Consider the following 13,251-nt stretch of genomic DNA (forward strand, 5'->3'; position numbering starts at 1 on the left):
TGATCCGCCTGTGATCGCGCCCGATCGGCGTCAGGCCACGAGAACGACGACGTCATTCTGCCGCGCAAAGAAGCTCTGCGAATGGCGTCGCTTCAGATCGGCCTCGCGCGCTTCGAGCGAGGCATCGGACAGCTCAGGCGAATGATGGACGCATGCGAGGCGCTTCGCCCCGACAGCCTGCAGCAGGCGCAGCCCCGCCTGCCAGGTCGAGTGGCCCCAGCCGCGATGCGGTTCGTAATCGAGCGCTTCGTCCCACATCGCGTCGTAGACGAGAAGATCGGCACCGCCGCAGAAGGCGGCGAGCGCGGGGTCCGGATCACCGGCGGCATGTTCATGGTCCGTCAGGATCACGATTGTCTGCCCGCCATGGCGGAACCGAAAACCGGCCGCGCACGGATCATGCTGTAGCGCGATCGTCGCGACGTCGACCCCAGAAAGCCCGGGATTGCCTCCCGGCGTGAAGCTCGAAAAACGAACCCGGCTGGGAGCTTCGGCGAAGCTGACGGGGAAGAACGGCTCGCTGAACAGGGCCGACAGCTTCGCCTCCGCACTTGCCGTGCAAGCCGGCACATGCAGCGCAACCTCGCCGCCCATGCGCCAGAGCGGCGCAAAGGCGCTCAGGCCGATGACATGGTCGAGATGCAGGTGGCTGAAGAGCAGCGTCGCGTCGCGCTCCCCGGCAGCGGCCATCGCCTGCCCGAGCCGGCGCAGTCCCGATCCCGCATCGACGATGACACGGCGCTCGGCGATCCGGACCTCGAAGCACGTCGTATCCCCGCCGAAGCGGTTACAGGAGCGGCCGGAAATCGGAATCGATCCGCGCGTTCCCCAGAACCGAATGCCGAAGCCGCAATCGAGCAACCGCGCCGTCTCAGTCACGCGCCGGGCCCTCGAGATCGCGCTTGGAAACAATCGCGACATTGTCCTGCAACCGCTTGACCATCAGCCGCATGACGGAGAGCGTCATGTCCGGGAATTCTTCCATCAAGGCGGTGAACACCTCCTTACGGAGCTTCAACGCGGTCAACTCGCCGGTAGCACGGATGGTCGCCGACCTGACCTCCCCGGTGACGACGCCCATCTCGCCGACGATCGCAGGCGCTTCGACTGAGGAAACGCAAACGGCGCTCCCTCGAGGTCCGATCAAGACCTCCGCCGTGCCAGCGATCACGACATAGGCTGCGTCGGATTCCGCGCCCTGCTCGAACAGCATGTCGCCGGCTGCGAAGACGGCCCGCTCGCTGGTGAAGGCCAGCAGCTTGATGCGCGCAAGATCGAGATTGGCAAAGATCGGCACGGCTCTGAGCGCTCTGACATCGTCGCGCTCGCCGCCTTCATCTTCGATCGGGAAGGCGACCGAAGAAGGCTGCAGGCCGGCTGCCCGGCGCAGCCTGGCGCCGTCGAAGACGACCGACCGGTCCATGGGTATATCGCCATCGTCCTCACGCGCGACGACGATCAGGGTCCTGCCGTACATCGCAGCGCGAAGGCGCCGCAAGATCGCCTTGCCCTCGGTCGGGCTCAAGCTGCCCAGAGCATTGTCCAGGATCAGCAGCGAGGGGCGCTTGATCAGGCAGCGCGCCAGCGCAATCTGCGTTTTGACCGCCGGGAAGAGCAGCCGGCCAGCATAGCCGGCCGGCTGCATGAGCCCGATCCGTGAAATCTCGTGATCGAGCCCGAGTCCGGTCACGGCTTCGCGGATGGCCTCGTCGACCCGCTCGCGAATGCCGGCGCTCGCTTGTGTCACGCGCCCGAACAGTAGGTTCTCCCGGACCGATGCAGCTCCCCATTCGCCGGAGTCGTAGAAATCGATGGTCTTCGCAGCGTCCTGCGAAATGCGAATGCGAAAGGCCCTGCGCGCCAGCAGGATGCGCTGTTCCATCCCCTCGTCGAGAAGGCCGAGCCGGTGCAGGGGTTCGGCATAGAGAAATGACAGCCCCAGGAACCGGGCCCGGTCGGCTTCGTCGATCTGCCCAGCCTCGGCCCGCGCCAGGCGCTCGCGAAAAGCGGGAAACTCCTCGGCGGCAATGAAGGAAAAATTGTCGAGAAGGAGATGGTCCGGGGCCAGATCCGAGAAGATCTCGAGCATCGTCGCGGCGATGCGCTGGCCAGCCGCCGTGAGATCATCGCTCAGGCCCAGCGAATCGAGAACGTTCCGCGTCAACCCGTGCCCGGCCAGCCGGCTTCCACCGAACCGGGCATTGTTCGGAACGCCGAAGAGGATGTTTTCACCGATCGTGGCGGTGCGGATGTACTGCGTCGCATCATAAGGCTCGACGGCATCCTGCGCGCCTTGCGCGACCAGCACCGCGTGAATACGGGCCCGGATTTCCGTCAGGCGGGCAGCCAGGACGGGGACTTCGTCCACGTTGAGTTTGCTCGCGAGGCCAGAGCGGAACACGACGTCGGCAAGGCCGACAATATCCAGCGTTGCGGCCAGCTGGGCTGCCGACAATTCGCCCTCGGCTCCTGGCAGGGCCTCCCCGTCATGCGTCGGATCCGCATCGCGATCGGTCCTCACGCCGTCGCCGCGCAGACCATAGGCGATGTTGTCGCGCAGTGATCCATCGAAGATCGCCGGCTCGCTGCCCGCATAGGCGATGCAGCGGCCGCGAGCCGTCACGGAAATCGCGTCGAGCGCGACATCGCCGATCTTGATGGAACCGCCGCTCGGCGTCAGTCGTCCCCCGAGGATGCGCGCGACGCAGCCGGCGCCCTCCCCCATGCCCGACAGCAAGACATGCTGCTTCAGTGGCAGCGTCAGCGAGACCCGGTCGAGCATTCGGTCGCCGGTTGCGCTGACCGCGCTGAGGCCCTGCAGGGCGATCACGCCGGCCTCGGGGAATGGGTCGTTGATGGGCTCCGGTTGCGCGGAAGGAACCGAGAGCGCGAACTGTTCGGTGACCTGCTGAAACTTGGCTTCGACATCGAGACGCTGCTGGTCCCAATCGATGAGGTCCTTCACAGGTGGAGGCAGGTCGCGATAGGCCGCGATGACCGCCACAAGCTGGCCGATCCCGAGATTTCCAGTCAGGGTGGCATAGCCGCCGATCGTGTAGAACAGGAACGGCGTGATCTGCGCGATCAGATTGTTCAGAGCTTTGACGGCGAATTTCCGCCCATAGAGTCGGTAGCGTATGCCGAAGAGCGTTTCGAGCCGTTGCGCGACCTCTCCGCGTTCGAGCGCGGCGGTCCCGTGATTGGAAACCTCGTCCAGCGTCTCGACAACTTCCCCGATCTTGCCGGCCAGGGCGCGCGAAGCGATCTGGCGCTCCCTGCCGAGCCGGATCTGCTCCCGCCGCAACCGTGGAATGACGAGGACCTGCGAGGAGATCATCGCGACGGCGACAAGGCCGAGCAGAGCATTCTGTATCAGGATGAAGACGAGTGCGGTCATCGCCTGCCCGCCCAGGAAGACCGGCTGAACGAACGCATCCCCGACGAAGCCCCCGATAGGCTCGACCTCATCCTTGATGATCGAGGCGGCCTCCGAAGGCTTCAGGCGCTGGCGCTGCTCGGGCGTCGACGAAAGCAGGGACGAGAACAGATCGAAGCGGAGCCGCTGCAGCAATCGTTCGCCGAGAGCCCCCTTTTTCATATTGATTGTATATTTGAAGTAACCGTTGATAACGATCAACGTTAAAAATAAAAAGGACAAAATAAAAAGATAAGAGATACGATTTACTTTAACTCCATCGTATTTCACCTCTGATCCGAATAAATCAACGCCTGTACTGAACGACAGAAATACCGCGTATTCGCTGCCATCCCGAAAGGCATTTCCCTGCAAGGCGCCCGCGATGATGTATTTGGGCAACTCGAGAGAAAGATAATAGAACGGCAGAGACAGAATGACGATTGAAATAATCCTGAGCTGCTCTCGACAACTATTCTTCCAGATATAAGAAAAAAGTTGATTCAAACGGGGCATTATTTTTCCCCTTCGAAACGCTCACCCGTCCTAGGCGCCTCAAGCCGTGGAACACGAACAGACATTGTCAATATAAGGCGGAGCGATACGATCCGGACGCACCCGCGACAGCGTAGCCGGTCCCGGCGGCAGCAGGTTAAGGAAGCAGCGTCGCCATCCGTTGACAAGAGGCACAGGTCGGACGAGCCGTTTGCGGGGCTTCTCGACCGGCTGAGCCTTCGTCCGGCTCTTGATCAGGACCTGCCAGTCCGGGAAAAGCCCCGGCGTGAATCTCGGCCGGTTTGCGCATCGTAGCCGCGCTTGATCTTCTCAAGCACCGTACCACTTGGCTGGCCGCACCGGATCGATCGCCACCTCGCATGCTGCATATCCCGCTCAGGTCCACCGCAAGACCCTGTGGTCGTTGAGGCGGCTCGGCGCTCCGTTGTGACTAGCCCGATGTCGCGCTTGCTCCCGGGACGCGGTTACGTTTCATTAACCATGTAGTCGGGGGGCTTCATGTCGACGCGTCCTGCCAGATCGGGGTTGGTCATGACAGGGTCGAACATGGAGCTCGCGGAATCGGCCGCAAGGCCGCGCATGCGCGAAACACAGCCCGCCTCGAGCTCCGTAGGGGCGGAGCGGAGCAGGCAAGCCCCGTCGGAGGCGAGTTGGCCATCGACCGATGTCGGCACGCTGCTGCTGCATTGGCTGACGGTCGCGGCCGTCATGGTGAGCCTCGCCACCGGATTGCGCATCTCGGCCGATGCACTCGACGCCGTGATTTCGCGATGGATGGCGCCGATCCTGCCGCAAGGCGAGATCTGGAGCGTCCATATCATCGCCGGCCTCACGCTTTTCGGCACATCGACCGCCTATCTCGTCTATATGGCGCTGAGCGGCCTCGGCAACCGCGTCGCTCTTCGGCGCCTTAAGATGTGGCGGATGGCCACGACGTCGAAGCTGCGGTGGATGAGCGCAAACATCCTGCTCCATTGGCTGCTCTATGCTCTGGTCGTCGTGCTCACTATCTCGGGCATCCTGCTCTATCTCGGCTTCGGCGGCTGGGTCGTTTCCGTCCATGTGACGGCAGCGATGAGCATGCTCGCCTACACGCTCGTCCATATCCTGACGCATTTCGGCTATGGCGGCTGGCTTCAGCTGCTTCGCATCTTCAGGCCGGCCAGGCTCGTGCCGGCCGCGGGACAGCGTAGCCGGCGGCCGCTGCTGATGGCCGCTGTTATCGCGATCCCGGCCGCCGCTGCTGCGGCCGGGATCGATTTCGCCAGCCGCGACGAACTGATCGTCGCGCAAATGCGAACCCCGCCGAAGCTGGATGGGGTGCTCGACGACGACGTCTGGCGCAGCGCCCGGCCGGTTCGGGTCAGGACGCAGCAGGGAGCCAACCTCGGCGGATCAGGCGAATCGATCGTCGAGATCCGCGCCGTGCATGACGGCGCCAAGATTTATTTCGCATTCCGCTGGCAGGATCCGACGCGCTCGCTCGCACGGCTTCCCCTGCTCAAGCAGCAGGATGGCTGGCATGTCGTCGGCGCGCGTGCCGGCGAAACCGATGTGGTCGATTTCTACGAGGACAAGTTGGCGGTCATCTTCTCGCGCTCCAATGGGTTTGGAGCAGCAGGAGCGACGCATCTGGGTCCGAAGCCGCTCGACGACAAGCCGTCGTCGCTCAATCAGCGCGGTCTCCATTACACCACCGATGGATCGATCATCGACATGTGGCAATGGAAGGCCTCCCGCGGCGGCCTGCTTGGCTACATGGACGATCAATATATCGGCCCCCCACGCGAGCCGACGGCCGATGAGGCCGCCAAGCGGGCACGTTACCAAGGCGGCTACTGGAACGATCCCGGCCGGGCCTTCTACAGCTATAATTTCGGCTTCGAAGGGCCGGGAGGCTATGCCGGCCCGGTCACACCGAAACGGTTGCCCAACGACCCGGCTGCCGCCATGGCTGCTCTTGGCCGGTTCGACCCGAAGAATCCCGAGCTGATCCATGACGAGGGCACCCGTTGGTGGCTGACCGAGACCGACAGCGCCCCCTACAGCGCGGAGGCCGACGCACGCATACCCGTCGGCACCGTCATGCCCGGCGTGCTGATCACGGGTGCCTATGAGGGAGATCGCGCCCAGATCCGGGCGGGCGCGCGCTGGAAGGACGGGTACTGGACCCTGGAAGCCTCGCGCGATCTCAAGACGGGCAGCGCCTACGATGTCGACTTCGAGCCCCAAACACCCGTCTATATGTGGGTGGCGGTATTCGACCACACGCAGACGCGCCATACGCGGCACGTTCGCCCTGTCACCCTCACCCTGCGCTGAGGCAACGGACCGCTTGTCGGCGAAATCCCACACTCGAACGAGCGCCTGGGTCGCCGCGCCCGTCCGATAGGACCCGCGGCGACCTAAACAGGGCAAGTCGCCTCAATCAGCACCGCGAACAGGGCAGGACATGGCTAAGCAGGCATCCCTTGTCGTGAATGGCAAAGCCGTCGCGGTCTCGCGCGGCGACAGTTTGCTGGAGGGGGCCATGGGCGGGGGTATCGTGATTCCGCATGATTGCTGCACGGGGCAATGCGAGACCTGCCGCGTCCGCGTCTATGCCGGCGAAGTCGATGCAATGGGAACGCGACAAGGCGATACCGTGCTGGCCTGCCAGGCGCGGGTCATCGGCGACGCCGTCCTCCAGTTCGATGCGGTTCCCGAGATACGCAAGCTGGCGGCGACCGTCTCGGCCATCCGCCCGCTCTCGCCCGACATCATCGAAACGACGCTCCTGCTCAGGAAGGATTTCACCTATCTCCCCGGGCAATACGTCAAATGCAAGTTCAGCGGCTATCCGAGCCGCGACTACAGCCCGACCTTGCGCAGCGATGGAACGGGGGAGCGCAATGAGCTGATCCTGCAGATCCGGCGCCAGGTCGGCGGGGTCGTGTCGCCGGATCTCGGGACGCGTATCCGCCCAGGGCACAAGGTGACCGTGCAGGGACCTTACGGCAGTGCATTCCATCGCACAGACGGCGGCCGGATCATTCTGATCGCCGCCGGCACCGGCTGGGCTCCCATCTGGGCCATTGCCCGCGCGGCACGTTACCGGGAACCCTCGCGGGAAATGGTCGTGATCGTCGGTGCGCGCGATCCTCGCAATCTCTACATGGCAGAGGCGCTGGCATGGTTGGCTGAAACCGGCGTTGCCAGCATCGCCCCCACCAGCAGCGGCGGCAAGGCAGCCGGCATCCTCAGCGGTCGCCCCACCGATCACATGCCGGCGCTTCGGCCGGATGACACGGTCTACGTGGCCGGCTCCTACGAGATGGTGGCGGCGGTGCGGATGCGTTGTGAGGCTGCCGGCACGACCTGCTACGCTGACCCGTTCATCGCCTCGGTGGCCAAGCGGACGATCCGGGACAGGATCGCGGGCCTCCTCTTTGCGCGCACTGCAAACTGGCCCGGGACATCGCAGACCCGGGCCGCCGCCGAAAACCTTCGCCCCTGACGCGGCCGCGCCTCTCGGCGCTCAGGGCGCGATTGGAATGGCGCCGAATTCCCGGATCACACTGCCCGCATCCGGAATGCGGGTGAAGGCGATGAACTTCTCCGCCGCCGGCGTCAGCGCCCCTTCCTTGTAGACATAGGCCACCTCGCCGCTGCTCGAATAGCGCGGATCCAAGGGATGCAAACCGTCGATCTTCAGCACCTGCGTGCCGATGTCGAGAACCCGGCTATACGGCCCGAAGCCGATCGTGCCCTCCGTCAGGCGCACGGTCTCGACCGCTTCCTGGGTCGACGTCGCAGTCTTCGAGCGCTCGGTGATCTCGAGTTCTCGCCAACCGGGCATCGTCGCCCGCAAGGTCGTGAGCGTGCTGTCGGCTTCTTCGCGCCGGACGACGCGAATGCGCTGGTCGGCTCCGCCGACGTCCTTCCAGTTGGAAATCCGGCCGGCATAGATGCCCGTCAATTGCTCGCCGCTGAGCTGCGCGACGCCGGCGCTGGGATGAACGAAGAAGGCGCACGCGATCTTGGCCACCGGCACATAGATCAGGCCGCGTGCTCGCTCGGCATCGGTGAGAACCCGGGCGACGCGCGCCAGCTTCGCCGTTCCCGAACCGACCGCGGCGATGCCACCGCCTGAGCCGATGCTGGGTGGAATCTTGACCTCGATGGTCGGCTCGGCCGCCCTGAAGCGCTGGGCCACGGCCTGAAGCATCTCCACGCCATCCCCGGTGCCGACCACGATCAACTCGTCTGCCCTGACAGGGTTAGAGAGGGTCAGAAGACCAAGAATCAATGCAATAGAGCGCGGTGTCATAGATCGATAAAATCTTCCGCCACGGGATGATCAGAATTGCCATGACTCCGTGAACAAATTCTAACTGAAAGCGCAAAAATGATAGGTATCTTCTTATACTTATGAATTTACGTAAGCTTCAATGGTTGCTGCTAGAGTGGATGGGAATTTACGTTGTGGAGTAGGCTTCGTGCCGCAGGATCGGGCCAGCGTCAGGCAGATCGATGAATCTGGCCGAATGGATGGGGGCCTGCTGCGCCGTCTCTGGAACTCGATGGGCGCCCGGAAAGCGCGCCTGCGCACGGCTTGGCGCGACTGGATTTCAACCGCGCATATCGGAACGCATCTCGCCTTCGTGGTGATGCTGACGGGAGCCGTAACCTTTGCCGTCGTCGGGCTCGTTGCCCTGTGGCGCCTCAGCGAGGATGCCGTCGAACAGGCCCATGCGCTGGCACAGCTATCCCGCCAGCAGATCGCTCGCAGGCTCGATGCCGAGGCCCTGCTCGCGCAGGCGCGCGTCTCCGTGCTGCTTGGCGAAGCCAGCCGGCAGACGCGGTATCTCGCCCAACGGCTCGACATCGTGAAGGCGGTCGGCTCCGCCAATCACGTCGCGATCCAGGAGTTGCTGGCCCCCGCCAGCGTGACCGGCGAACTCGACGCTTTGCTCGTCGCCGATGCGACCGGAACCGTCATTGGCGGCAGCCGCGCGTCAGACCTGCTCGCGGCTTCGGAAGCCCTCTCCGTCCTCGGCGTCAAGGAGGCCATCACCTCGATTTTCAAGGATAATCGACGCCTGGTCAGATGGTCGCATCATGCAACCTACCGGGTGTCCGAAAGCTTCAACGTCGCGGTAGGGCTCCCGGAAGGCCGAACGATCGCACATCTCGCGATCGAACCGGTTTTTGACGACTTCGGCGATGTGGTGGGAGCGCTGATGGGGCTGAGAACACTCGCCCCTTCGGAGAAGACGCTCGAGCTCTTCGCCGGAATCGTCCAGGCCGGGGTCGCGGTCGTGGATGGCGACAGGATCATCTCCGCCGGCGGTGAGCCGCCCGTCGGCCTGAAGCCACTCGCTCCGCAAACGCCGGACGGTCTCATCGGCATGGCCGGCAGTGGGCGCGTGGCGCGCTGTGTCACCGACGAACTCGGTCTTCGGATCTGCGTTCACGTCGACGCCGCGCAGGTTGAGGAAACGCAAAAAGAGCTGCAGCGCATCAGCGAGCGTCAGGCGGGGACCCTGTTTCGATGGTTCCTGCTTCTCGCCGCCGGCGCGCTCGGCGTGCTGGTCGTGGTGGTCTTGATCAGCGTCAAGCGCGCCACCCGCGGCCTGCCTCAATTGGCGTCCGCCGCGACGTCGGTGGCGCGCGGCGATCTCGACATCCCGTTCAACGCATCCGGCATCGGCGAGGTACGCAGCCTCGGGCAAGCCTTCGAAGTGATGCTCTCGAACCTTCGCGAGAGCCTCGGCCGCATTCGGCAGCTTGCCTTCTTCGATCAGATGACGGAGCTCGCCAACCGGGAGAAGATCCGCATCGACGGGATGAGCACCCTGCTGAGCGGCAAGGATGTCGTGGCCTTCTTCTTCATCGACGTCGACCGCTTCAAGTCCATCAACGATACGTTCGGCCATAAGACGGGCGACGTCCTGCTTCGGCAGTTGGCCTCTCGTCTCAAGCAGTTCTTCGAGGAGCGGCTGGAGGCCGGAGACTTCCGCCATTTCTCGGCCGGACGCTTGAGCGGTGACGAGTTCCTGATCATTCTGAACGGTCCGCTGACCATCGATGGTCTCCGCGCCTGTGCAGAAGCTCTGATCCACAGATTGAGCGAGAATTACGTTATCGATCGTACCCATATGACGATCGGAGCAAGCATCGGAATCGCCGTCTCCGGTCGGGACGGCGTCAGATATGACGAGCTTCTCGTCAACGCCGATGTCGCGATGTACGAAGCCAAACGGAAAGGGCGGAACTCTTTCGCGTTCTTCACCGCGGAAGCAGCGGAGCTCATGCATGAGCGGCGAGCGCTCGAGCAGGATCTGCGCACCGCCTTGCGGAACGGCTCTCTCGACGTCTTCTACCAGCCGATGATCTCTCTGGCCGACAACGGAGTTGTGGGAGCCGAGGCTCTGGTGCGTTGGGCGCATCCCTCGCGAGGCGCTATTGCACCTGGAAAGTTCATCAGTATCGCGGAAGAGGCAGGCCTGATCGCCGAACTCGGCCAATTCGTCCTCGCGCGGGCGATCGAGGAGCTTCGCCATGCGAACGACATCAGGATCTCGGTCAATGTCTCGGTCCTGCAGCTGGAAGACCCGACTTTTGCCGCCTCGGTGGAGAACTGCCTCCTGAAGGCAGGGGTGCCGCCCTCGCGCCTGGAGTTGGAGGTGACCGAGTCCGTAGCCATGCGGGCATCGGACGTCGTTCAAAGACAGTTGCGGCAATTGCGGGCGCTTGGCGTCCGCTTCTCGATCGACGATTTTGGAACCGGCTACTCCAACCTCTCGATGCTGGCCCGCCTGAAGTTCGATACGCTCAAGATCGATCGTTCGCTGGTTCAGGGCGCGCGAGCGGGCGTCGAACAACAGGTGATCGTCCGGACGATTCTGTCGTTGTCGCGCTCGCTGGGCTTCGGCACGATCGTCGAGGGCATCGAGCAGGCCGAGGATCTGGCCTTCGTGATGAGGGAGGGTGCCGATGTGGCTCAAGGCTACTATTTCAGCGAGGCAATTCCGATCGGGAGCTTTGAGGCCTTCGTGAATGCGAGACGTCTGCGCCGGATATCCAGCTCAGGTAAAGCGCATCTGACCCGGCTCGAATCTTATGCGGATATCAAGCGCCTCTCGCGATAGGCCGCCAACGCTCGGGCCGACTTGCCTGACGATCGCATCGGACCCGATCTCGCATGCCTGCTTATTTGGAAGCGCGGTGAGAAGCGGCGGCGCCAGCGGCCTGCGCCGCTTGCGCAGGCCCTCTTCCAGCCTTTGGCTTGGTCGTCGGAGGGAAACCTTCGCGAGCGGTCAATCGAGCGGTCGCGGTTTTTCAGCGGCCGTTTACCGGAGCGCGATAGTTCATCATGCATGTATTCCCGTCCAGTGACGGAGGAGCCGCCGTGCCGCCCAGAGCAAATGCCCCTGCCGGCGGTTTCGCCCCACATCTGCATCGCTTCATGAGCGTGACGCTGGAACTTGCTCCTGACGTTCTCGTGCCGCGCCAGGAGACCGAGCTGCTCGGAAGAAACGCGATCGCGATCCTTCACGACCGCGCTCCGGGCTCCACGGTGATCGACATGTGCTGCGGCTCGGGCAACCTTGCCTTGGCCATCGCGGCGGAGGTTTCATCGGCCCGGGTCTGGGCGGCGGACATGACCGACAGCACGGTTGCGCTGGCCCGCAGCAATGCCGAACGTCTGGCCGTTCAGGACCGTGTCGCCATCAGGCAAGGAGATCTGTTCGGTGCGTTGTCGGAGGATGGGCTTGCCGGCGCTGCCGACGTCATCGTCTGCAACCCGCCCTATATCTCGACCGCGCGCCTCGAAGGCGAGAGCGCCCATCTGCTCGAAGCCGAGCCGCGCGAGGCCTTCGACGGTGGGCCTTACGGCATCTCGATCCATCAGCGGCTGATCCGCGACGCGGTCGATTTCCTCAAGCCGGATGGCTGGCTGCTATTCGAATTCGGGCAGGGGCAGGACCGCCAGATCGCCGCGCTGATAGCCAGAACCAAGACCTATGACCCCGTGACCTTCGCTACCGACGAGGACGGCGTGCCGCGCGTCGCGCTCGCTCGCAAACTGCGGAACGCAGATTCCGCGACCTCATCCTCGGCCGGTTGAGCATGAGCCAGGTTCGTCCCCTGCAGGCCGCGGATATTCCGGCTGTCGCCGGGCTCTTTCAAAGGACCTTCCGGAACGGCAGGAGACCGCCGCCTCCGGCGCTCGAAACCTATCTGCGCCGGCTGTATCTTGAGGGGCCGGTGTGCGACCCGGATATCGCATCCCTTGTCCATGTCGCGAGCGAAGGCGACATCTCCGGCTTCGTCGGCGTGAACGTGCTGCCGATGAGCCATGGCCCCCGCAAGCTGCGTGCGGCCATCTGCGGTTCGCTGATGGCCGAGCAGCGGACGAACGACCCGATGGCCGGCGCAAGGCTGCTCAGGACATTCCTGGCCGGGCCGCAGGACATCTCCTTCAGCGAGACCGCGAACGCCCTCTCGACCCAGATGTGGACGAGACTGCGCGGTGTCGCCCTGCCCCAATACAGCCTGGACTGGCTCCGGGTGATCCGCCCCTCGGCCTTCATGCTCGACATGGCCTCGCGACGGATCGGCGCCGCCCGCTTGCTCGACCCACTCGCGCGCGGGCTCGACCGCTACGTTCGCGGGCGGATGCAGGAGAACGAGCTGCGCTGGACCGGTGTCCCGCAGATTTGGACGAGCAAGGGCCTCAAGGTCACCGAAATCGATCAGGCCGGCTTTGCGGCCCTCGTAGAGCCGCTGACGCGGCAGTTCGCCCTCCGCCCCGATTGGAGCGAGGAGCAGCTTGCACACATCATCGCCGAGGCGTCCCGGAAACCGGACTATGGCGAGGTGGTCTTCGCGTCCGTCTCCTCTGCCACAGGGGCCCTGACCGGCGCCTTTCTCTACCATGCCCATCCCGGCCGGGTCGCGCGCGTCCTGCAGGTTCTGGCCATGCCGGGACAGGCTGGAGCCGTCATAGACTGCCTGATCGGCGATGCGGCTGAGCGCGGCGCGGCCGGTCTGCGCGGCCGGACGCAACCTGCCCTGCTCGCCGCGATGCTGGGTCGGCGGGTTGCCTTCACGCAGCCCGCCTCAACGGTCGTGCATTCGCGCGACGAGGAGCTGGTGAACGCTTTCCTGAGCTCGCAAGGCTTCTTCAACGGGCTGGCCGGCGAACACTGGAACCGCCTGGCCGGAGAGCCGTTCGAGTAAGCCGTCATTGCTTCGCTGCGCTTGCAATGGGGGCGCACGCCGCTGATATGTGCCCGCACGACCGAAGGCGAGAATCCCGCCAAGCAGAATGA

At 64.1% G+C, this 13,251-nt stretch carries 8 protein-coding genes; 5 read left to right on the forward strand and 3 right to left on the reverse strand.

Annotated elements, in window-relative coordinates; all coding sequences use genetic code 11:
- Positions 1–30 precede the first annotated feature (30 nt).
- Together AC1DDA_RS23055 and AC1DDA_RS23060 are read right to left on the reverse strand one after the other, a co-directional pair.
- Positions 31–879: an MBL fold metallo-hydrolase gene (locus tag AC1DDA_RS23055; RefSeq protein ID WP_476797534.1), complete on the reverse strand. Its 849-nt coding sequence runs from the start codon at positions 877–879 to the stop codon at positions 31–33.
- A complete protein-coding gene (locus tag AC1DDA_RS23060; protein ID WP_476797535.1) occupies positions 872–3,931 on the reverse strand; it encodes a cyclic nucleotide-binding domain-containing protein in 3,060 nt (1,019 codons plus the stop codon). Before AC1DDA_RS23060 ends, AC1DDA_RS23055 begins: the two co-directional genes overlap by 8 nt.
- Positions 3,932–4,510: 579 nt before the next feature.
- On the opposite strand from AC1DDA_RS23060, the gene AC1DDA_RS23065 reads away from it, so the two are divergent.
- Positions 4,511–6,253, forward strand: coding sequence for an ethylbenzene dehydrogenase-related protein (locus AC1DDA_RS23065; protein ID WP_476797536.1), 1,743 nt, complete (start codon positions 4,511–4,513; stop codon positions 6,251–6,253).
- A gap of 130 nt (positions 6,254–6,383) precedes the next feature.
- A complete protein-coding gene (locus AC1DDA_RS23070) occupies positions 6,384–7,427 on the forward strand; it encodes a 2Fe-2S iron-sulfur cluster-binding protein (protein WP_476797537.1) in 1,044 nt (347 codons plus the stop codon).
- A 21-nt stretch (positions 7,428–7,448) separates the two neighbouring features.
- Here the strand turns inward: AC1DDA_RS23070 and AC1DDA_RS23075 are convergent, their stop codons facing one another.
- Positions 7,449–8,240, reverse strand: coding sequence for a PstS family phosphate ABC transporter substrate-binding protein (locus AC1DDA_RS23075; protein WP_476797538.1), 792 nt, complete (start codon positions 8,238–8,240; stop codon positions 7,449–7,451).
- A gap of 217 nt (positions 8,241–8,457) precedes the next feature.
- Between AC1DDA_RS23075 and AC1DDA_RS23080 the strand changes: the two genes are divergently transcribed.
- From AC1DDA_RS23080 to AC1DDA_RS23090, 3 genes are all read left to right on the forward strand, one after another.
- Positions 8,458–11,064: a bifunctional diguanylate cyclase/phosphodiesterase gene (locus AC1DDA_RS23080; protein ID WP_476797539.1), complete on the forward strand. Its 2,607-nt coding sequence runs from the start codon at positions 8,458–8,460 to the stop codon at positions 11,062–11,064.
- A 317-nt stretch (positions 11,065–11,381) separates the two neighbouring features.
- The gene (locus AC1DDA_RS23085; RefSeq protein WP_476797561.1) at positions 11,382–12,044 is read left to right on the forward strand and encodes a N5-glutamine methyltransferase family protein; all 663 of its coding nucleotides are present in this window, start codon (positions 11,382–11,384) and stop codon (positions 12,042–12,044) included.
- 2 nt (positions 12,045–12,046) lie between these two features.
- Positions 12,047–13,159, forward strand: coding sequence for a hypothetical protein (locus AC1DDA_RS23090; RefSeq protein ID WP_476797540.1), 1,113 nt, complete (start codon positions 12,047–12,049; stop codon positions 13,157–13,159).
- Positions 13,160–13,251: the final 92 nt, after the last annotated feature.

The sequence above is a fragment of the Allobosea sp. 10N428 genome (assembly GCF_056394545.1).

Bases quoted from the DNA above. Each gene is read 5' to 3' on its own strand.
- AC1DDA_RS23060 (WP_476797535.1), bottom strand. From the start codon at position 3,931: ATGCCCCGTTTGAATCAACTTTTTTCTTATATCTGGAAGAATAGTTGT.
- AC1DDA_RS23065 (WP_476797536.1), top strand. From the start codon at position 4,511: ATGCGCGAAACACAGCCCGCCTCGAGCTCCGTAGGGGCGGAGCGGAGC.
- AC1DDA_RS23070 (WP_476797537.1), top strand. From the start codon at position 6,384: ATGGCTAAGCAGGCATCCCTTGTCGTGAATGGCAAAGCCGTCGCGGTC.
- AC1DDA_RS23075 (WP_476797538.1), bottom strand. From the start codon at position 8,240: ATGACACCGCGCTCTATTGCATTGATTCTTGGTCTTCTGACCCTCTCT.
- AC1DDA_RS23080 (WP_476797539.1), top strand. From the start codon at position 8,458: ATGGATGGGGGCCTGCTGCGCCGTCTCTGGAACTCGATGGGCGCCCGG.
- AC1DDA_RS23085 (WP_476797561.1), top strand. From the start codon at position 11,382: ATGAGCGTGACGCTGGAACTTGCTCCTGACGTTCTCGTGCCGCGCCAG.
- AC1DDA_RS23090 (WP_476797540.1), top strand. From the start codon at position 12,047: ATGAGCCAGGTTCGTCCCCTGCAGGCCGCGGATATTCCGGCTGTCGCC.